The following is an 18,821-nucleotide window of genomic DNA, read 5'->3' as shown; positions in this document are numbered from 1 at the left end:
CGGGCGAAATCTGTCTCGCGTTTGGCTTGCGCAGGCGACGGGTGCGGCATCACCGACGAGGAGTACCTGGCGTTGCGCCATCCCGCCGCCGTTGTCGAAAAGCTCTGCGGAGAATCATCCTCACAGCTACATTAAATGTAGCAATTCAGATAAAGCTACGCTCCTCTGTGCTCAGCTGACCATTACTAGAATCCCGGCTTCAACATGGCGGGCGCCTCAGCATTGCTCCTGAAAGCCGCCACACACGAAATGCTACATATAATGTAGCATACGATCTAAGCTAAGCAAGCCATTCTGTAAGGAATTACAGGAATGGCTTTCTACGGCTCATGTCGCCTCCCAACTCCCGCAGCATGTTCACCAAGCGCCTGAAGGAGGCGCGCTTGGCTTTGGACATCTCCCAGCGAGAGCTTGGCAGGAGAATTGGGCTTTCGGAGGACGTCGTGTCCAGCAGGGTTACAAGGTACGAACTCGGAACTTCTGAGCCAGATTTCGTGACGGCGAGCAAGCTGGCCAAGGAACTTGGTGTCCCGTTGGCCTACCTACTGGCAGACAACGATGCACTGGCGGACATCATTCTTGCAGTAGCAGGTATGTCGCCGGCAGAGCAACGACGGATGGCTGCCGAGCTGAAGGCGAAGGCAAAGCGCTGAGCTATCTGCACGTATTCCAAGGGTTCGAACAAACGCAAGCGCTGATGGAACAGATATTTGCGAGAATGACTAAAATTCCTGCGATTCCACGCGCCATCGCTGAGTGCAGATTGCCAGCTTGTTAACCAATCATTCTCAGCACAACTGACCAGGCTCGCCATACAACTCGACCGGCATCGCCAGCCAATTGACCGTCCGATTGAAGGTCGTTTGTCGACCCTTAGCAGACTAACGAAATTTGTCTTCGGCTCTGCAACGACGAGGGAATCGACCTTTAAGTTTGAGGTCGGCTCGAAGCGTATTGCCACACTGATTGGCAAGATCCTCTCCCAGCGCGAAGCCCATCGAACCCCTAGCTATCCCTTCACATTCCGCATACAACTTGGGATCCCATGGGGCAAGGTTTGGGCATAGCCCACTAGACATGTTGACGGGCTGGTTCGGTATTGGTTAAAATGTGGTCGACCTATGGTTCGTATTAACGAATTCGTCAGCATCGAGTGCTAGACTTTATGGCCCCCAAGTAGATAGATATGTCCTTAGTCATGAACGCAGCCAGCCTGTTCAGCAATATCCCTGACACGGACGCCCTGCAGTTCGGTATGGGGGCCGAATTCAAGCCAGAACTCGTCTCGAAGTGGCTCGACCTCCGAAAAGCGGACGTTGCCAAGGTAGCCGATGTATCTCCATCGTCCGTCCGCTACGACAAGAACGCCCCCGCAGCGGTTATCGAACGCCTCCAGGAGATTGCCATCACCATCAACCTGGTCGCCAAGATCTTCGACGGCGATGTGCAAAAGACGGCGGTGTGGTTCAAAGCCAAGAACCCGAACCTTGGCGACATCTCACCGCGAGACATGGTGCGGCTAGGTCGATTCGACCGCTTGCGCAAAGTCATCGTCAACGCCATGGCTGACCCGAGCAACAAGTCGGTCGGCGCCCGCTAAGTGACCAAGCGTAAGCTGCAACCCCTCCCGACAACGCTATCAGCGAGCTCTGGAGTAAGGGCCAGCCTGCACGTGCTCGATCGCTTCTCCGAGGTGGATCTGAAGCATTGGCGGCGCGTCTCGTCCGACTTGGACGAGCTCAATAACGATCTGTACTTCGGAATCGAGCCGCAGCGCCGACGGTACCAGCCCGAGATGCTTGCTGCACTGCAGAGCGTGGCGCCCGTACAAGTCGCCATTAATAGTTGGGTGCGCAACGTCAGCTTTCGCTTTAGCAATTCGCCCCTGTCTGCAGCGGGGAGCCTCACTGGGTTCGGCGGTCGGTTCAACATCGGCACCGATGTCGAACAAGCGCTCTACAAGCCCTGGCCAGCGCTCTACCTGGCCGAGGATCTGGAGACAGCATTTCGCGAGAAATTTCAGCTCGATCGCGGCGAACGCGTGGATGGACTCACGCCTGAGGACTTGGCCCTAGTACCGAAGGACGATTTTTCGGTCATCCATTTCAATGGCTACCTTGACCGCGTCTTCGACCTTGATCAAAAGGACTGTCTTAAGGCGTTATGCGCAGTGCTAGGGAAAATGCGGCTGCCAGCTGAGGCGCGCAAGATTCAGAGGCGCCTGCAGATCCCGGAGAAATCTATCTTCATGATCCGCACGCCGAGTCAACTGCGTAAAGAGGTCCTCGACAAGAATTGGCGCGTGTCGCCAGCACAATTCGGTCTGCCCGCCGTCAGCCAAATCTTGGCGGGGCTCATTCTTGATGCCGGGTTCGAAGGCATTCTCTACCCGTCGACCAAAGCCGGCGGCCGATGCCTCGCCGTGTTTCCACATAACTTGGCCAGCGACCGTTCCCGTGTCGAGCTGACCAACCCGGGACCCGCGAATGTGATCCTTACACGCCTCGATCTCAATACAGCCGACCAACTATGCGGATGGGAAATGCTCCGGCCGAGCCAGCGGCCCTAGGTCCCCTTTCGACGACAATAGCAGACGCTCAGCCTCTCGCTTAATCGCTGACTCCATCGGCAGAGGCGTCCATCTCGAAAGAAGAATACAACGGACTCTAGAAAAATAGGGGCAGGTTCACTTTCTGACAAAGGCGAGTGGCCAGCACGCACAGAGCGCCGCGATCAGGAAAACTACCGCAGCGGCATGCTCAAAGAGCGCACACACCGTATTAGACGATCGAAGGTTCATCGATGTGCAGTCGGCGCGTCAAAGCGGCATAAGCTTCGCTGGAGCGAAACCTCGCCATGGTGAGCGAAGCGTCTTCGACCACTGAGTAGTCGCGCGCGCCTGCAGCCAGAAACGAAGCCACCATGCGCATGACCCCGATGTCCGGAATCATGTCTTCCAGAAACAAGAATTGCCCGGCCTGATTGATTTCCAGGAACTGATACGCACCATCGGCATCGACCACAAAGTCGAGGCAACCGAAAACCAACCCTAGCGACGCCATCAAGGCTTGAATGCCCTGCTCCAGCGCAGCGGGCAGCGTTATCCGCTCGGCGAAAAAATCCTGCTCAAGCACATGCATGCGCCAATCGACGTAGGCCTCTCCGGAACGTCGCTGCAGGCGGACCGCCAGCAACCGGTTACCGGCCACCGTGACGCGAATATCGGCGGTCTTCTCCACATAGCGCTGGTAGATGCCCGGGCAAAACTCGATTACCTGAGCATCGGGCAAGTGGTCGTTATCCAGTATGGTCGTCCCCGCGCTGAGCCCGCCCTCTTCCTGCCATGCGTTCGGACGAAATGGCTTGAATACGACGCGACCTTCTTGCGCCAGCCGCCGCACCGCACCCGCGTTGTTGCCCATCACCGTCTCGGGAAACGTCAATCCGATCTCACGCGCCGCTACCAATTGCACCAGCTTGTTCTCGGCACGCCAAGCTGCGGCTGGTGCATTGATCCATAACGAAGGCAGCAGCTGCGGCGCAGTCGCGACGAGGTTATCGTAAAAAGAGCGCCACTCGCCGGCGAGGAAAGCCTGATCCTCCGGCAAGCCGGGCTTGGGCTTCGGCGCTTGCGGGCGGCGATTCCACACCGAGACAGGCGCGTTGCCCATGTCGCGCAGCCCCGCGTGTCCGGGCCCTATTTCGACGGCGACGTCATGGCCCCGCCATTGCGCCAGCCCAGGGCTGAGCGCGACCTGCACGCCCATCCTTTCAAGCGCCCAGCGCAATGCCAAAGCATGCGGATCGTCCTCCCAGGCAAGCATGTGGACTGTATGTGTCACAAATGGAGATCTCCTGATACGACAAAGCGCCTCGTCGCCAAGGCGCTTTGAGTCAGCCGGTTGAAATCACAGAGGATCGTAATCCAGAGCGCCATCCGCCGGAGAGTGAATGGTTGCCGTCATGGTTATCATTGTAAGGAAGTGGCCTCTACCCGGATCCGCCCACTCCGAACCGAAGGCGGTGGCACAAAGCCGCGCCAGTGGGCGAATCGTTGGTGCCAGTTCGGTTTCGACGTTGAGTTGACTCATGATCATCTACTCCATCATTGGCCGCGCATCGCGGCTCGGTCAATGTGTCATCAGAAGACATGTCGAAGAACTGGCAGAACCTACAGGTTCGTCCGAAAGATCATTTCCATGCCAAAACATGGTCCAAAACCAGGGTCAGAGTGGACTTCTAAAGTCGTAGTATCGAGAAAGTGCTTTCTGACTCCGGCTTACCCACTTCTTCGTGAGTCCGATCAGCACTTGGCAGCGCCATGAACGCGAGACGATCGCGTTGTTGACGGCAGTCAGGGTATCCCGTCCTGCGAACTGATCGCCCGCACCTCGCCCGATGAGCTGTGCAGAATCAGATGATGCGTTGCCTTCTGGGACTTGGCGACCAAGATGCCAGCCACCAAGACGATCACTCCCCGAGCAATACCAAGCACCCACGCATTCAATAACGCGATCAACAGAACGATGGCGCCGAGAATCGCCCAACCCACTGCGGTTGATTTAGCTGGTTCCACAATCGCCTTAACCGAAGTAACCCCAGCGATGGCGTATGTGTGCCCGCTTGATACGAGCCTGGCATTAGCGACCAGTACGTCACTTTAGGAAAAAACGTGCACTCCGCGATCGGTGGCGGCGGCATTGCATCTGGCATGTGATCCCCTGTGGCATTCCCTTGCTCCCCTCGACCAGCACACGACAACCGATGGCACACGACATATCGGGCATATCAGAGCGTGGAACGCGCAAAGGTCATTCAGCCTCAGGAATCACCCGAAGTCTCGAAGGCCTCCAGTGAGTGCCGGGTGGCGAGGTACAACCCGACCGCACCGACTTCGTCGCTATCCGTGGCCCGTACTGCCTCCATCAACTCCTGATCGCTGCAGCTGAAGCAGCCGCACCAGTGCGCGCGGCTCAGGGGGTCGCCAAGGTCGATCCTTTCATCCATGGCAAGCGCTCATGCCGCGGTGGTGCCCGCGGCCCGGTCGAAGTGCGCCAATCTCATCAGCGAACCCAGCCCACGCATTTCGACGCTGGTCGGCTGGCCGTTGCGGTGATGCTCGTCGCGGGCCACTTCGCGCGCCAGCTTGATGGCGGGACTGAGCTGCATCTGGGTGAACAGCGGCATGCCCAGGCGGCAGATGCTCCACTGTCCGTCATCGGCTTGCTTGAGGGTATAGACGACCATGCAGGGCACCACGGCATAGAGAAAGGCCCCCTTTCGGGGGCCAGTGAGCCGTGCAAGGGGGTTGCGGCAGCTCGGGGCGCTCGGTGCATCGGCGAGGAACCAGACTTCCCGGGCCACATCAATGTGCAGCCAAGGCGACAGGACGGCTATCGGGAAATGGCTGGCGGCTGTGTAGGCGAACGCTGATGCATGTCGGCGAGCGCTGGCTATATTGCTTTGGGTTCTGGAACATGCGCTGGCCGGAGCCTAGGCGCGAAGGCGATCGGTTCGAACGCCAACTGTGTCGCCGGGACGACGCCCCACTCGCCAAAATGCAGCTGAGCTGGCTCGGTGATTAGTTGTTCATGGTTCGAGAGATAGGTGCAATCCTGACAAGCGATTTCGTATCCTTTGACGGTGACAGAGCATGTCAACATGCATGGCGTATTGGCAGCTTGCGGCCATCTTGTTGGCCGGCCAAACTACGAGCACTCTGTACCACGAGCGCTCTGTTGTGAGGTGGCCGACTTTGGGTTCCACCCTGCATCATGATCTCTATGCTGTTATGTGAAACTTTGCAGGGAAGGGGCTGAGGGCGGGGGCGTATGCAGATTTTGACGTTGGAGCATTTCGCGTCTCGTCTCAACGAGACGTTCGTCGTGGATGTGGGGCATGGCAATTCGCCATTCACGTTGGTCGAAGCGCGACCCTTGCCGATACAGGCCATGCCTGGCATGACGCGCGCGCCGTTCTCGCTGCTTTTTCATCATGCGTCGGCTGTGCTTTTTCCGCAGCGGATATATCAAATGACGAATGCGAATCTCGGCGAGATCGGCATTTTTCTCGTACCCGTAGCCCGCAACAGCGACGGCTTCATCTATCAGGCCGTTTTCAACTAACCGCACTGCCTGCGGTCAGGCCTGGGCAGCGGTTTGCCAGCGCATGGCGATATACACGCCTTCTCGCGCCGTCTCGACAAAGCCGATGCGCGCGTAAAGGCGACGTGCGCCTGCGTTGCGTTCGTCGACATGCAGATCGATGCCCGCGGCACCCACCGCCCGCGCCTGTTCTTTCGCCCAGTCCATCAATGCATGACCGATACCGCGTCCGCGCCAGCCCGGAACCAGCGCGATGTCCACGACCAGAAAATACGGGGCAGCACGCAGCAGGTAAAACCGGCCGATCGTCACACCGTCATGCTCCACCATCAGGAAATCCGCGTCGGCGTAGTACGTGACGAAGTGCCGATGCTGCAACGCGAACTGACTGTCGAGAAAGGCCCGCTTGACCGCGTCCGGCCACCCGGTCTGATGCAGCTCTTCGGCGCGCAGATCGCCATAGAGCTGCCGGATGAAAGCCATGTCCTCGATCGTGCCGGCACGGACGCGAATGCCTTGCGCCGCCAGCCGTGCATGATGCAAAACGGTATCGGCACGTGCCGGCGGGAATGAGGCCAGGGGCGGGCTAACCGGGTCCATCAACCGAAGCTGGGGAAAGCCCCCGATAACGCCATGCAGAAATTGAGCGCCAGATACGGCTGCTCGTTTTCATGCGGTTGGTTGCCGCCGTTGCTCGCAAGCATGTTGGCGGCGAACGTCGTATTGGGCGCGGCCTGCAGAAACGGCGTGGCCTGCGTCGGCACCACCAGGGAATTGCCGGGGCTGGGCTTGTTGCTGCGCTTGGCCGAATCGGGCTGGTTGTAGATATTGAACCCATGATTGTGCAACGGCATCTGCTGCGAGGTCAGCGCCACCATCGCGTTGCCAAAGGTCTCGCCGATGACACGCGGCGTGAGGCCGGGACCGTTGCCCTGGTTGCAGGCCCCGCGCGCAGCCAGATTGGGCACCTGGAAGGTGGTGGTGCCGTTGCCGCCGTAGTTGACGCCAATCAGCGAATACAGCGCGGTGTTCTGGCTGATCGGCAACGTGGCGCCGTTGCACTGGGTCCACTGGTAAGGCGCAAAGTTGAAGCCGAATACTTGGATCTCACCGACAAAAGGCGTAGTCATCGTGTGCTCCTCGCGCGCTGCGCTTGCGGCGCGCTTGCTGTGTGCATGAGTGGATCAGCTTTGCGACGGGAAAATGCCTGCCCAGGCGATGCAATACGACACCGTCAATGTCGGCATCGTGTTGTCGTGCGGCTGGCTGCCACCCTGCATGCCGACGGCCGCGTTTGCGAGTGGAAACGACGGCGCGCCGGTCACATCGGTCGCGTACATGGTGTCGCTGTTGGCCAGTGCCGCCGGCAACAGCTGATTGCCCGGCTGCGCGGAACTGGCCGGCGTGGCGGTGGCCACCAGCGTATGCGTGTGTGCCGGCAGCTGGTTCGTTTGCAGGGTGACCGTTTCGGTACCGCCCGATGCGCCCAGCACGCGTGGACTGAGCCCCTGGCCGTTCCCCTGATGCACGGGCAGTTGCCCGCGCAGGTCAGGCAGCCCGAAGGTGTTTATGCCGTCGCCGCCGTAGGTGGTGCCGATCAGGACATACAGCGTCTGGTATTCGGCGATGGATTGCAGGCTGCCGTCGCAGGCAAACCAGCCGGTGGGGATGCGCGGGAAGCCGAACAGGCGAATCTCGCCCACATAAGGTGTGCTCATAGGATGCTCCGCAGTAAGCCGTAGGAGGAAACGCCGTGTCAGTTGCGGGAGGGGAAGATTCCGCTGAGCGCGATGTTGAAATTGATGACCCGAAACGGCTGCATGTTCGGATGCGGCAGGTTCCCCCCGGTCATGCCGATCTGGGCAGGATTCAGCGCCACCTGATTGGCGGTGGCGGGTCCATACAGAGACTCCGATGCCGATGCGTAGACCGCATTGGTCGGATTTCTCAAGGTACCGGTCTGCGTCGTGGCCGTGGCCGTGTGCGCGTGTGCCGGCATGTTGCCGGTCAGCAAGGTGACATTTTCCACGCCGCTCATCTGCCCGATGGGGTAGGTCGTGGGCTGCCAGCCCGGATCGACCGAGGAGCCCGCGCCGGTCGGCGTGCGCCCTTGCAGGTTGGGCAGCATGAAAGTCTGGATGCCGTTGCCGCCGTAGGTGATGCCTATCAGCGAGAACAGCGCCTGGTTTTGCTGGATCGACATGGTCTGTCCATTGCACTGGGCAAATCCGCGTGGCGCAAAACCGAACCCGGTGAGCATGATCTGCCCGATATAGAACTCAGACATCGTGAACGTCCTCTGTGTGATGTGTGGTCCAGCGGCGCCACTTTGGCGGAACCGAATGACAGGTTCAATATGCGCATCAGCGCAACACCCCGGTGCAATTTGCGATACAGTTTGCGGCGATGTGAGCTGCGCAGTCGCGTCATACGGATGGCACAAGCCTTGCTAGATCTGTAGCTGGATCGAGTTGCCGGGTGCAGCAGGCAACCGGGGCGGATTGCCGATTACAGGGAACAGGGGAAGGGATATGTGGCATTGGCTATCGCCGCGCACGCGCGGTCCGGTGTCGGGCAGTACCTCGTCTTTTCTGGTTCGCATGCTGCCCCTCTTGCTGTTCGGCGGCATGCTCGTGCCCAAGCTGGCCTACGCCAACGAGTGCCCGAACATGTCGATCCAGGACACCTCGGGTGGCACGACCACCTTCGCGGTGCCGGCCTGTTCGCCATTTGGCACCAATGTGCCACCGATTGCGGTGCAACCTTCTCACGGCACGGTGTCGGTCAGCGCCAACGATTACGACATCACCTATGTCAACAACGGCGATGGCGCGACCTCCGATTCCTTCGCCTGGTATGACGACGAAGGCGAAGCCATCACGGTCACGGTCACCATCACCTCCAGCGCACCCACGCCCATCGTGCTGAGCCCGACGACGGCACCCAGCGGACACGTCGGCACGGCCTATTCCCTGCAGTTCAGCGCCACCGGCGGCAATGGCGGTCGGTATACCTATGTAATCAACACCGGAACTTTGCCGGCAGGCATATCGGACAACAGCGCCGGCCTGATCAGCGGCACGCCGACTGAAAGCGGCACTTTCAGCTTCACCGAAACGGCGACCGACAGCAACGGTGAAGTGGGCACGCAGAACATCACGCTGACCATTACCGGCGCGATCGCGATAGCACCGACGACTTTGCCCACCGCCACCGCGTATGTGGCCTACAGCCAGAGCTTGAGCGCCAGCGGCGGCACGGCGCCTTATACGTTCAGTCGTGCCTCGGGCAGCAATGCGCTGCCGCCAGGCATCAATCTTTCGGCAAGCGGCACGCTTTCCGGCACACCGACAGCGACGGGCAACACGACGATTACCCTGGTGGTGACGGATTCCACCGGCAGCAGCGATCAGCAGAACTTTACGTTCACCGTGGCCGCACCCACCATCACGCTGTCGCCTGCCTCGCTGGCCAGTGGCACGGCCGGTTCGGCCTACGCCGCCACGACATTGTCGGCCATTGGCGGCACGTCGCCGTATACGTTCTCCGCGACGGGATTGCCGTCGGGCATGACGCTTTCGTCCGCGGGTGTTCTCAGCGGCACGCCGAACTCGCAGGGGAACGACGCGATCATGGTGACCGCGACCGACGCGCACGGTTTCACTGGCACGCAGAACTACAACCTGACCATCGACGCGCCGTTGGCCCTGGGCACGATCAACCTGCCCAACGGAACCGTGGCGGTTGCCTACAGCGGCGGCGTGAGCGCATCGGGTGGCGCCAGCCCGCTGACCTACAGCGTGGCCAGCGGCGCGTTGCCGGCCGGATTGAGCCTCAACAGCAGCACCGGTGCGATCAGCGGTACGCCCACGGCGGGCGGTTCGTTTCCGGTGACCTTCAAGGTGACCGATGCCAACGGTGCGTCGACGCAGTCGAGCGCGCAAACCCTCGTCATCGCCAGCCCCACGCTGACGATATCGCCCGGCGCCTTGCCCAACGGCAACCAGAACCAGGCGTATTCGCAGACCATCGGCACCAGCGGCGGCACGGCGCCCTACACGTACTCGACCTCAAGCACGCTGCCCACCGGAATGACCCTGAGCAGTGGCGGCGTGCTCAGCGGCACGCCCACCAACTACGGCGCGTTCAGCATTACCGTTACCGCGCAGGACAGCAGCACGGGCACCGGGCCATTCAGCAAATCCATCACCTACAGCCTCACCATCACACCGTCCTCGCCGGTCATCACCACCTCGTCGCTGGCATCGGGCACGGTCGGCACGGCGTATTCGCAAACGATAGCCGTGCAAGGAGGTACCGCGCCTTACAGCTATGCGATCTCCGCCGGCAGTTTGCCGCCCGGACTGCTGCTGGGCAGCGGCAGCGTGAGTGGTACGCCGACGGCAGGTGGCAGCTATTCGTTTACCGTGCAGGTCACCGATGCCAACGGCAAGACCGGCTCGCAGGCGTATACGGTCACCATTGCCGCGGCCACCATAACGCTGTCCCCTGGCACGCTTTCGGGCATGACCGATGGCTTGGCGACGAGCCAGGCGATCAGCTCGGCCGGTGGCACCGGTCCTTACAGTTTCAGCGTGACCGGCGGCAGCTTGCCGCCCGGCCTGTCGCTGTCGAGCACCGGCACGCTATCGGGCACGCCGACCGCCGCCGGACCCTACAGCTTTACCGTCCAGGCCAAGGACAGCAGCACCGGTACCGGTCCTTACTACGGCACGCAAACCTATAGCGGCACCATCGGCACGCCGACGATTACGCTATCGCCATCGGGTACGTTGAATGCCGCTTATGCCGGGGCGTTCAGCCAGAGCTTCACGGCCACTGGCGGCGTTGCGCCGTACACGTATGCGCTGAGTGGCACGTTGCCTACGGGTCTGAGTTTCAACGCGGCGACCGGCACGCTGTCGGGCACCCCCGCGCAATCGGGCACGTTCTCTTTCACGGTGACCGCGACGGATCACAGCACCGGTACGGGACCCTTCATCGGCACGCAAAACTACACGCTCAACGTGAGCGCGGCGGCGATCACGTTCACGCCGGCCAGCATTCCATCGGGTACCGACGGGACGGCGTACGCGGCGGTGACCTTTACGGCGACGGGCGGCATCGCCCCTTACCACTTCGCGATCGCCGGTGGCGGCAGTCTTCCCGCAGGCATGAGCTTGAGCTCATCGGGCACGCTGAGCGGCACGCCCAGCGCCAGCGGCACGTTCTCTTTCAACGTGCAGGCGACCGATGCGGATGGCGCCACCGCAACGCAGGGCTATTCCATCGCGATCGGCATCCCGACGCTGTCGTTGTCGCCCGCAACGCTGCCGGCTCCGACGGCCGAAACGGCGTATTCGCAAACCTTCACCGCCAGCGGTGGCACGCCGGGCTACAGCTTCAAGATCAATAATGGCGCCCTGCCCGCCGGCCTGTCGCTCAGCAGCAGCGGCGTGCTCTCGGGTGCGCCCACCGCGGCGGGCACCTATACCTTCAGCGTGCTCGCCACCGACAGCAGCACCGGTACCGGCGCACCGTTTACCGTCGGTCGCTCCTATACCGTAACGGTGGCTGCGCCCAGCATTACGGTTAGCCCGAACAGCCTGCCCGGCTCGCAGGTGGGCGTCGCCTACAGCCAGCAGCTCAGTGCCGGCGGCGGCAACGGCAGCTACCTTTTCAGCATCAGCGCGGGCGCGCTTCCTGCCGGCCTGACCCTGAGCCAGAACGGCCTGCTGTCCGGCACACCGACCGCCGCCGGCACGTACAGCTTCACGGTGACGGCGGCCGATGGCCTGGGCTTCACCGGGTCGCAGGCGTATTCGATGAGCACGCAACAGGCCAAGCCCGTCGCGGTGAACGACCATGCCTCGACCATGGCCAACCAGGCGGTGACGGTGAATGTGACCTCGGTCGATACCGGGCCGATCACCAGCATCGCCCTTACGTCCACACCCGCGCATGGCACCGCGACGGTCAGCGGGCTGTCGGTGGTCTATACGCCGGCGCACGACTTTTTCGGCACGGACAGCTTTGCCTACACGGCCACCGGGCCGGGCGGCACATCTGCACCGGCGACGGTCACCATCACCGTCACGCCACTGGCGGTGCCTACGGTGCCAGCGCAAAAGGTCACCGTGCTGGCGGGCAATACGGTGGCGATCAGTGCCACGACCGGAGCCACCGGCGCACCGTTCACCACGGTGGCGATCGTGCAGTCGCCGGCATCGGGCACCGCCACGGTCAGCGGCACCACCATCAACTACACGGCCGCGGCCAATGCCAGCGGCACGGTCGCCTTCACCTACACCCTCAGCAATCCTTTCGGCGTGTCGACGCCGGCCACCGTAACGGTGACGGTCGATCCGCGGCCGGTGGCGGTCTCCAGGAACATCGCCACCGTCGCCGGGCGCGAGGTACAGGTAAATTTGACTGATGGCGCCAGCGGTGGTCCGTTCACGGCGGCGGCGGTTACCGGCATCACGCCGGCAGCGGCCGGTACGGCGCGGATCGTGCCGAGCGCCAGCGGTTATGAACTCGATTTCCTCGCCAGCGCGACGTTCAACGGCACCGCCACCGTCACCTTTACGCTGAGCAACGCATTCGCCACCTCCGCGCCGGCGACGCTGACCATCGCGGTGGCGGCGCGGCCGGACCCATCGAAGGACCCGGAGGTGATGGGCGTGCTTACCGCCCAGGTCAATGCCACGCGTGAATTCGCACAAGGCCAGATCGACAACTTCCAGCAGCGTCTGGAGGCCCTGCACGGTGGTGGCGGCAACAGCGGGTTCCAAAACGGCATGACGGTCATGTCCGACGATGGCATGACGCCCACCATGCGCGGGCCTTCGGCGTACATGACTGACGCCGGTCCGTCCGGCCTGCTCGATCGTCGCGACATGATGGCGTCGCAAGCACCCGCCGATCCGCAGGCATCGTCCGGCACGCCGCTGCCCGACGGCTACACGGTATGGACCGGGGGCGCGGTGAATTTCGGTTCGCGTGATACCACCACCACGGTCAACGGCTTCGACTTCACCACCGCCGGCATCAGCGTCGGCGTGGACAAGCGGTATGGCAGCAATTTTGCGATGGGCCTTGGTGCAGGTTACGGACACGACAGCACGGACATCGGCCACAACGGCAGCCAGAGTACCGCCGACAGTTACAACGTGGCCTGGTACGGCAGCTTCAGTCCAAGCGCATCCACCTTCGTGGATGGCCTGGTGGGCTACCAGTGGCTGTCGTTCGACGCGCGCCGCTACGTCACCGCCGACGGCAGCACGGTCGACGGCAGCCGCGACGGGCACCAGCTGTTTGCATCGCTTTCGGGCGGCTACGAATACCACGCTGGCCAGCTGATGGTCTCCCCGTACGGCCGGCTGGATGCGGCATTGGCCCATCTCAACGGCTACACCGAGCAAGGCGATGCGATCTACGCCCTGACCTACGGCAACCAGGCGGTGCACACCACTACCGGCAGCCTGGGCGTGCGCATCAACTACCTGATCAAGAACGACGACAGCGTGCTGATGCCGCAGCTGCGACTGGAATACGGCCATGACTTCGAAGGGTCGAGCCAGGCCACCATGACCTATGCGGATCTGCTGGCCGGTCCGGTGTATCGGGCCCAGATCTATCCACTGGCGCAGAATCACGTGCTCATCGGCCTTGGCGTGAACTGGCAAATGGCGCATCAATTGCTGTTGCGGGTGGACTACCAGAACCAGTTCAACACCGGCGAACCCAACGACCAGTCGATCCTGATCAACGTCCAGAAGAAATTCTGACTAGTTAAAACGGTGCCAGGTTCACTTCCTCGTAGTTGAAGAAGTGAATCCGGGCTGGCCCCCTTTAGTGGCCAGGAAGAGGCTTCCACCGGGCCAACTCCACTCAGCTTTTCCACCGCTGGAAGTGAACTCGCTGCGCGTACCACCACCAGCCAAAAAAAGACTTGCGACAACGACCAAAAGCACGTCAAAGAACATGGCTGGCATGTGCGTAATGCCCAGGTCATCGCGAGATTGGCAAACGGTCGCTTCAGGCGATCTTTGCCCTGCACGCCTCATCACATGGCACGGAAACGATGGCGGAACGCGTCGCTCACGCGAAGCGGCTCGGCAACGCCATGGAGCCAGACCAGCAAGCGACCATCTCCATCCGGCCTGACCTGCCGGATCGCCGACACGCGAACGATGGCATTGCGGTGGATCCTCCAGAAGACTTCCGGGTCGAGCTTGAGCATCAGATCCTTCAGCGGCGTCCGGATGAATGCGGCATCGGCGGCGGTGGCTACGCGGGTGTACTTTTCCTCGGACTGGAAAAAAACGACGTCTTCGATGGGTATCATCCGGACGGTATCGCCGATGCTGGCGGTAATCCAGGTGATCGTCTCCGCTCGCGTCAACCGGCCGGCGAGGCTGTCGATCAATGCCGTCAGATCGACTTGCGTGGCGGGCTGGCGGCTGCGCAAACGTGCCACCGTTTCGGTGAGGCGATCGGTGCGGATCGGTTTCAGCAGGTAGTCGATGGCGCCGGCGTCAAAGGCCTTCACCGCGAATTCGTCATGCGCGGTGATGAAGACGACCTGGGCTGGACTTGCGGCCTGCCGCGCCACCTCGAGGCCGCCCAGTCCCGGCATGCGGATGTCGAGGAAGGCAATGTCCGGTTTCTTCGATGACCACGCATCGAGCGCGCTGATGCCATCCTCGCATTCCGCGACGACGATCAGTTCCGGCCACAGGGTTGCCAGCATGCCGCGCAGCTCCGTTCGCTGCGGCTCCTCGTCTTCGGCGATAAGGGCCGTGATGGGTGTGGTCATGGGAACGTAAGCGGAATGTGGATGCATGCGCTCACCCCGCCTCCGGCGCGTGATGCGATGTCGAAGCGCGCGCTTGTTCCGAAACGATCGCGGAGCTGGGCGCGAACATTCGCGAGGCCCAGGCCAGGCGTGGTGCCGGGCTGCAATCCCTGGCCATCGTCCTCGACGCTCACGCTCAGGCATCCATCCGCGGTACCGGCGATGATCGCGATCATGCCGGGGCCGGGTTTCGGCTCGATGCCGTGGGTCATCGCGTTCTCCACCAGTGTCAGCAGGATCAAGGGAGGGAACGGCAGCGCCCGGACCTCGTCGCTTGCATCGACGCGAACCTCGATGCGGCCGGCCGTACGGACATTCATGATCTCAAGATAGCCCAGGCAGAGATCGATCTGGCGACCGAGCGTGGCTTCCTCGATGCCTGTGGTACGGATGCGCGGCAACGCGACGCGCAGATACGTCGCAAGCGTGTCGATGGTTCTCGCCGCGCGCTCGGGTTCGCTGGCGATCAGTGAACGCACCGACGCCAGCGTATTGAAGAGAAAATGCGGTTCGACCTGCGCCTGCAGGATGGCCAGTCGCATGTCGGCTGCATTCCGTTCCGCGCGCAGGCTTTCGATCTGGCGACTGGCTGCGTACTGGGCAACGCGTCGCTGTTCGCCGAGATAGTAGATGGCTGCGAAGCCTCCACCCGCGACGATCAGTACAAAGAGGGACGCGTTGATGGTCGCGGCGAGAAAGTTCGAAACGGCCTGGCCGAGCAGGTTGGGTCCCATGGGGCGCCCGGCATAGGCCTGCATGAGATGCGCGTGATAGGTGCCCGCCCAGTCCAGGGCGATGATCCCGATCCAGAGCCCGAACAGGATCGCCAGAAGCACCAGCGCGCGCTCCACGACGAGCGGCAGACGCCAATGCCGAATCAATGTGGCGAGCAAGGGGCCGGCCGAGACTGCGATCAGCGACGCGACGCAAGCCCGGAGCGCAAGCCCCGGCCAGTCGCCCCATGCATCCATGCCCGACGCATGCCAGGTGGCATACGTGCAACCGGCAAGGACCGCCAACGGCCAGAACACGATTCCCCGGCGCAGCAACCAGGGCCACGTGAAGGTGCGGAAATTCTGGTAAAGCGTCCAGCCGCCGAGATCCGACAGCACGCTTCGTGGCAGTCGGGCATGCAAGTCGTCGTTGGGCAAATTCATGCATGACACGTTAGCAAAGCACACGCAGTCGCGCACACGAACCATCCGCGCCTGGACCGTTTCATCGCATCGCCGACCGGTTCCGTCGCATGCCCATCCCGTCGCTCTCCTGCGTGCCCTATATCTGTCGCACACACGACATCGGGAGAGACCATGCAGATCAGGATTCTGGCGAAGGCGGCCGTTGCGTTTGCGATCCTCGTCGGATCGACGACCATGCCGTACCGCGCGCACGCGCAAGCCACAGCGCAAGCCGAGCCATGGGTATCCACGGCGTGGCTGGCAAGTCACCTGCACGACCCGAACCTCGTGCTGCTGCAGGTCGGCGAAGAGTCGCAGTACAAGTCCGCGCACATTCCCGGCGCGCGCTTCGTCCGGCTTGCCGACGTCGCCGCCACGTCGGGCGAGCTTTCACTGGAAATGCCGACGGCGCCGGAATTGCGCCAGCGACTGCAGGGCCTCGGCATCTCCGACGGCTCCCGCGTCGTGGTGTACTTCGGAAACGATCAAGTCTCCGTGGCGACACGGGTGTGGTTCACGCTGCAATCGGCCGGACTGGGAGCGCATGCCGACCTGCTCGACGGCGGCATGCCGAAGTGGCACCGCGAGGGCCGCGCCCTGACCGACCAGGCCACCGCAGCCATGCACCCGGGAACCCTGGCGCCCTTCAACCTTCAGCCAACCATCGTCGATGCCACGTTCGTGCGCGCGCACGTCGGGCAACCGGGTTACACGCTCATCGACGCGCGTGCCGCGATGTACTACGACGGCGTCGAAGAGAGCGGCGCGGATGGCCACCCCCGCCGCGGGCATATTCCCGGTGCACACAACCTGCCCTTCACCAGCATCACCAATGACGACCTGACCCTGAAGCAGCCGGGCGAACTGCTGGCCTTGTTCCGCAAGGCTGGCGTCAAGCCGGGCGATCGGGTGATCGCCTACTGCCACATCGGTCAGCAGGCGACGGCGGTGCTGTTCGCGGCGCGTGCCGTGGGGATCGATGCCGTGCTGTACGACGGCTCATTCGAAGACTGGACTATGCGCGATCTGCCGGTCGAGCTCTGACGATGCGCCCACTCCGTCGCTATACCGAACCCCATGCGACCGGCGTGTGCCTGGGCCTGGTGCTGCTCGCCTGCTTCGCGCTGACCGGGCAGGGGCTGGGAGCATCGGGCGCTTTCGCAAGCGTGGCAAGTGGCGTCATCGGCGCAATCTCGCCGGAAACTGCCGTGCACAGCGCCTACTTCCGGAGCTATCTCCAGGACGGTTCGCCGTGGACCGCCTGGCTTGTCGTCGAAATCATGGGCGTGCTGGTCGGCGCCGCCGCATCGGCGGCTCTGGCAGGTCGAACACGGCTGACGTTCGTCCGCGCCGCCCATCCATCCGGCGGCAGGCTCTTCGCCGGCGTCGCAGGCGGCATGTTGATGGGCGTCGGGGCCGCACTGGCGCGAGGCTGCACCAGCGGCCTCGCATTGAGTGGCGGTGCGCTGCTGAGCGTCGGCGCCTGGGTCTTCATGGTGGCACTGTTCCTCGCCGGCTTCCTCGCCGCGCCGCTCGTGCGCAGGCTCTGGCCATGAACGATCTGCTGATCGCGGGAGGTATCGGCGTGGCGTTCGGATGGGCACTGGAATGCGCCGGCTTGGGCGATCCGCCGAAGCTCGCCGGCCAGTTCTACCTGCGGGACTTCACCGTCCTCAAGGTGATGCTGAGCGCGATGCTGACCGCCATGCTCGGTGTCTTCTGGGGCGGGCGACTGGGCATGTTTGATCCCGCTGCGTTCTACGTGCCCGAAACGTATCTGCTGCCGCAACTCGTCGGCGGCCTGGTCTTCGGGCTCGGCTTCGTGCTCAGCGGCCTGTGTCCGGGCACCTCCTGCGTGGCGCTGGCCAGCGGCCGCATCGAAGGCGCCGCGACGATGCTCGGGCTGTTCGCTGGCGTGCTGCTTGTCGGCCTGGCCTTTCCCGCGATCGAAGCTTTCTACCGCTCGACGCCACACGGCCCGTTGACACTCCAGCGCCTCACGGGCCTGCCTTACGGGGTCGTGATCGCGCTGGTCACGGTAGTCGCCGTTTCGATGTTGGCGTGGATCGCGAAGCGGGAGGCCGCACGATGAGACTTGTGCAAGGGTTGGGCATCGGTGCGCTTGCGTTGGGCCTGGTGGCGCCTTTCGCAGGCAGCCCCTCCCGCACGCAGCAGCGGGGGCTTGATCTGGATTCGATCGCCCGAGCGATCGACGAGGGCTCCGACCATGTCAGCGCACGCCAGCTTGCCGAGTGGATACGCGATCGCCGACCGGGACTTCGCGTCATCGACGTGCGCTCGCCTGCCGAGTTCCACGACGACGCCATTCCGACGGCGGAGAACTTGCCGATCGACCAGTTGGTGAGGTCGCGCTTTGCGCCCGACCAGACCATCGTCCTTTACTCGCAGGAAGGAGCGCATGCCGGCCAGGCCTGGGTCATGTTGCGCTCGCTCGGCGTGACCCAGGCGGTGTTCGTGCCGGGTGGTCTTGCCGACTGGCGCGAGGAGGTTCTGAGTCCGTTGTTGCCGGTGAACGGTTCTCCGGCGGAACGTGCACGGATCGCGGAATTGAGCCACTACTTTGGTGGCTCCCCCCGGATCGGGGGAAAACAGGATGGTGAGGTTGCGGGCGTGACGCAGACCGGACGCAATTTGCGGAGGCGCGGATGCTAGCGCCTG

Annotated in this window: 20 protein-coding genes; 9 read left to right on the top strand and 11 right to left on the bottom strand. The window is 62.6% G+C overall.

What is annotated here, in order from left to right; translation table 11 throughout:
- The first annotated feature begins 329 nt into the window (after positions 1–329).
- The 3 genes from B0E50_RS01630 (at position 330) to B0E50_RS01620 (ending at position 2,569) form a co-directional block, all read left to right on the top strand.
- Positions 330–653, top strand: a complete 324-nt coding sequence (locus tag B0E50_RS01630; RefSeq protein ID WP_256364082.1) for a helix-turn-helix transcriptional regulator — start codon at positions 330–332, stop codon at positions 651–653.
- 545 nt (positions 654–1,198) lie between these two features.
- Positions 1,199–1,600 (top strand): hypothetical protein, encoded by a 402-nt coding sequence (locus B0E50_RS01625; RefSeq protein WP_077439530.1) that lies wholly within the window; start codon positions 1,199–1,201, stop codon positions 1,598–1,600.
- A gap of 72 nt (positions 1,601–1,672) precedes the next feature.
- The gene (locus B0E50_RS01620) at positions 1,673–2,569 is read left to right on the top strand and encodes an RES family NAD+ phosphorylase (RefSeq protein ID WP_139350710.1); all 897 of its coding nucleotides are present in this window, start codon (positions 1,673–1,675) and stop codon (positions 2,567–2,569) included.
- A 211-nt stretch (positions 2,570–2,780) separates the two neighbouring features.
- Here the strand turns inward: B0E50_RS01620 and B0E50_RS01615 are convergent, their stop codons facing one another.
- The 5 genes from B0E50_RS01615 to B0E50_RS01600 form a co-directional block, all read right to left on the bottom strand.
- A complete protein-coding gene (locus B0E50_RS01615) occupies positions 2,781–3,824 on the bottom strand; it encodes a hypothetical protein (protein ID WP_077439345.1) in 1,044 nt (347 codons plus the stop codon).
- Positions 3,825–3,908: 84 nt separating this feature from the next.
- Positions 3,909–4,091 carry a hypothetical protein gene (locus B0E50_RS17800; protein ID WP_139350709.1) on the bottom strand — a complete coding sequence of 61 codons (183 nt, stop codon included), beginning with the start codon at positions 4,089–4,091 and terminating at the stop codon, positions 3,909–3,911.
- 263 nt (positions 4,092–4,354) lie between these two features.
- Positions 4,355–4,651: a DUF6232 family protein gene (locus B0E50_RS01610; RefSeq protein WP_256364084.1), complete on the bottom strand. Its 297-nt coding sequence runs from the start codon at positions 4,649–4,651 to the stop codon at positions 4,355–4,357.
- Between the two features lie 170 nt (positions 4,652–4,821).
- Positions 4,822–5,007 carry a DUF3606 domain-containing protein gene (locus tag B0E50_RS01605; protein ID WP_077439343.1) on the bottom strand — a complete coding sequence of 62 codons (186 nt, stop codon included), beginning with the start codon at positions 5,005–5,007 and terminating at the stop codon, positions 4,822–4,824.
- Between the two features lie 9 nt (positions 5,008–5,016).
- Positions 5,017–5,247 (bottom strand): hypothetical protein, encoded by a 231-nt coding sequence (locus B0E50_RS01600; RefSeq protein ID WP_077439342.1) that lies wholly within the window; start codon positions 5,245–5,247, stop codon positions 5,017–5,019.
- 584 nt (positions 5,248–5,831) lie between these two features.
- Between B0E50_RS01600 and B0E50_RS01595 the strand changes: the two genes are divergently transcribed.
- Positions 5,832–6,125, top strand: a complete 294-nt coding sequence (locus tag B0E50_RS01595; RefSeq protein WP_077439341.1) for a hypothetical protein — start codon at positions 5,832–5,834, stop codon at positions 6,123–6,125.
- Between the two features lie 15 nt (positions 6,126–6,140).
- On the opposite strand, the gene B0E50_RS01590 is transcribed toward B0E50_RS01595, so the two are convergent.
- Genes B0E50_RS01590 through B0E50_RS01575 form a run of 4 tightly spaced genes read right to left on the bottom strand, consistent with a single transcriptional unit; the run spans position 6,141 to position 8,391 of the window.
- A complete protein-coding gene (locus tag B0E50_RS01590) occupies positions 6,141–6,704 on the bottom strand; it encodes a GNAT family N-acetyltransferase (RefSeq protein ID WP_077439340.1) in 564 nt (187 codons plus the stop codon).
- Positions 6,704–7,234 carry a tail fiber protein gene (locus B0E50_RS01585; protein WP_077439339.1) on the bottom strand — a complete coding sequence of 177 codons (531 nt, stop codon included), beginning with the start codon at positions 7,232–7,234 and terminating at the stop codon, positions 6,704–6,706. The genes B0E50_RS01590 and B0E50_RS01585 overlap by 1 nt, the downstream gene beginning before the upstream one ends.
- A gap of 54 nt (positions 7,235–7,288) precedes the next feature.
- Positions 7,289–7,822, bottom strand: a complete 534-nt coding sequence (locus tag B0E50_RS01580; protein ID WP_077439338.1) for a tail fiber protein — start codon at positions 7,820–7,822, stop codon at positions 7,289–7,291.
- Between the two features lie 38 nt (positions 7,823–7,860).
- The gene (locus B0E50_RS01575) at positions 7,861–8,391 is read right to left on the bottom strand and encodes a tail fiber protein (protein ID WP_077439337.1); all 531 of its coding nucleotides are present in this window, start codon (positions 8,389–8,391) and stop codon (positions 7,861–7,863) included.
- 313 nt (positions 8,392–8,704) lie between these two features.
- Here B0E50_RS01575 and B0E50_RS01570 point away from each other — a divergent pair, with 313 nt between their 5' ends.
- Positions 8,705–13,894, top strand: a complete 5,190-nt coding sequence (locus B0E50_RS01570) for a putative Ig domain-containing protein (RefSeq protein WP_168170772.1) — start codon at positions 8,705–8,707, stop codon at positions 13,892–13,894.
- A gap of 278 nt (positions 13,895–14,172) precedes the next feature.
- Here B0E50_RS01570 and B0E50_RS01565 read toward each other — a convergent pair whose 3' ends face one another.
- Together B0E50_RS01565 and B0E50_RS01560 are read right to left on the bottom strand one after the other, a co-directional pair.
- A complete protein-coding gene (locus B0E50_RS01565) occupies positions 14,173–14,925 on the bottom strand; it encodes a LytTR family DNA-binding domain-containing protein (protein ID WP_077439335.1) in 753 nt (250 codons plus the stop codon).
- Positions 14,922–16,121: a histidine kinase gene (locus B0E50_RS01560; RefSeq protein WP_168170771.1), complete on the bottom strand. Its 1,200-nt coding sequence runs from the start codon at positions 16,119–16,121 to the stop codon at positions 14,922–14,924. The genes B0E50_RS01565 and B0E50_RS01560 overlap by 4 nt, the downstream gene beginning before the upstream one ends.
- Before the next feature lie 153 nt (positions 16,122–16,274).
- Here B0E50_RS01560 and B0E50_RS01555 point away from each other — a divergent pair, with 153 nt between their 5' ends.
- The 4 genes from B0E50_RS01555 to B0E50_RS01540 are packed head-to-tail and all read left to right on the top strand — an operon-like array spanning position 16,275 to position 18,815.
- Positions 16,275–17,186 (top strand): rhodanese-like domain-containing protein, encoded by a 912-nt coding sequence (locus tag B0E50_RS01555; protein ID WP_077439333.1) that lies wholly within the window; start codon positions 16,275–16,277, stop codon positions 17,184–17,186.
- 2 nt (positions 17,187–17,188) lie between these two features.
- Positions 17,189–17,698 carry a YeeE/YedE thiosulfate transporter family protein gene (locus B0E50_RS01550; RefSeq protein WP_077439332.1) on the top strand — a complete coding sequence of 170 codons (510 nt, stop codon included), beginning with the start codon at positions 17,189–17,191 and terminating at the stop codon, positions 17,696–17,698.
- A complete protein-coding gene (locus B0E50_RS01545; RefSeq protein ID WP_077439331.1) occupies positions 17,695–18,234 on the top strand; it encodes a YeeE/YedE thiosulfate transporter family protein in 540 nt (179 codons plus the stop codon). Before B0E50_RS01550 ends, B0E50_RS01545 begins: the two co-directional genes overlap by 4 nt.
- A complete protein-coding gene (locus B0E50_RS01540; protein ID WP_139350707.1) occupies positions 18,204–18,815 on the top strand; it encodes a rhodanese-like domain-containing protein in 612 nt (203 codons plus the stop codon). Before B0E50_RS01545 ends, B0E50_RS01540 begins: the two co-directional genes overlap by 31 nt.
- The last annotated feature ends 6 nt before the right edge of the window (positions 18,816–18,821 follow it).

This window comes from Rhodanobacter sp. C01, assembly GCF_002001045.1.
Lineage (GTDB): Bacteria > Pseudomonadota > Gammaproteobacteria > Xanthomonadales > Rhodanobacteraceae > Rhodanobacter.
This window is presented reverse-complemented; position numbering and strand designations above follow the sequence as displayed.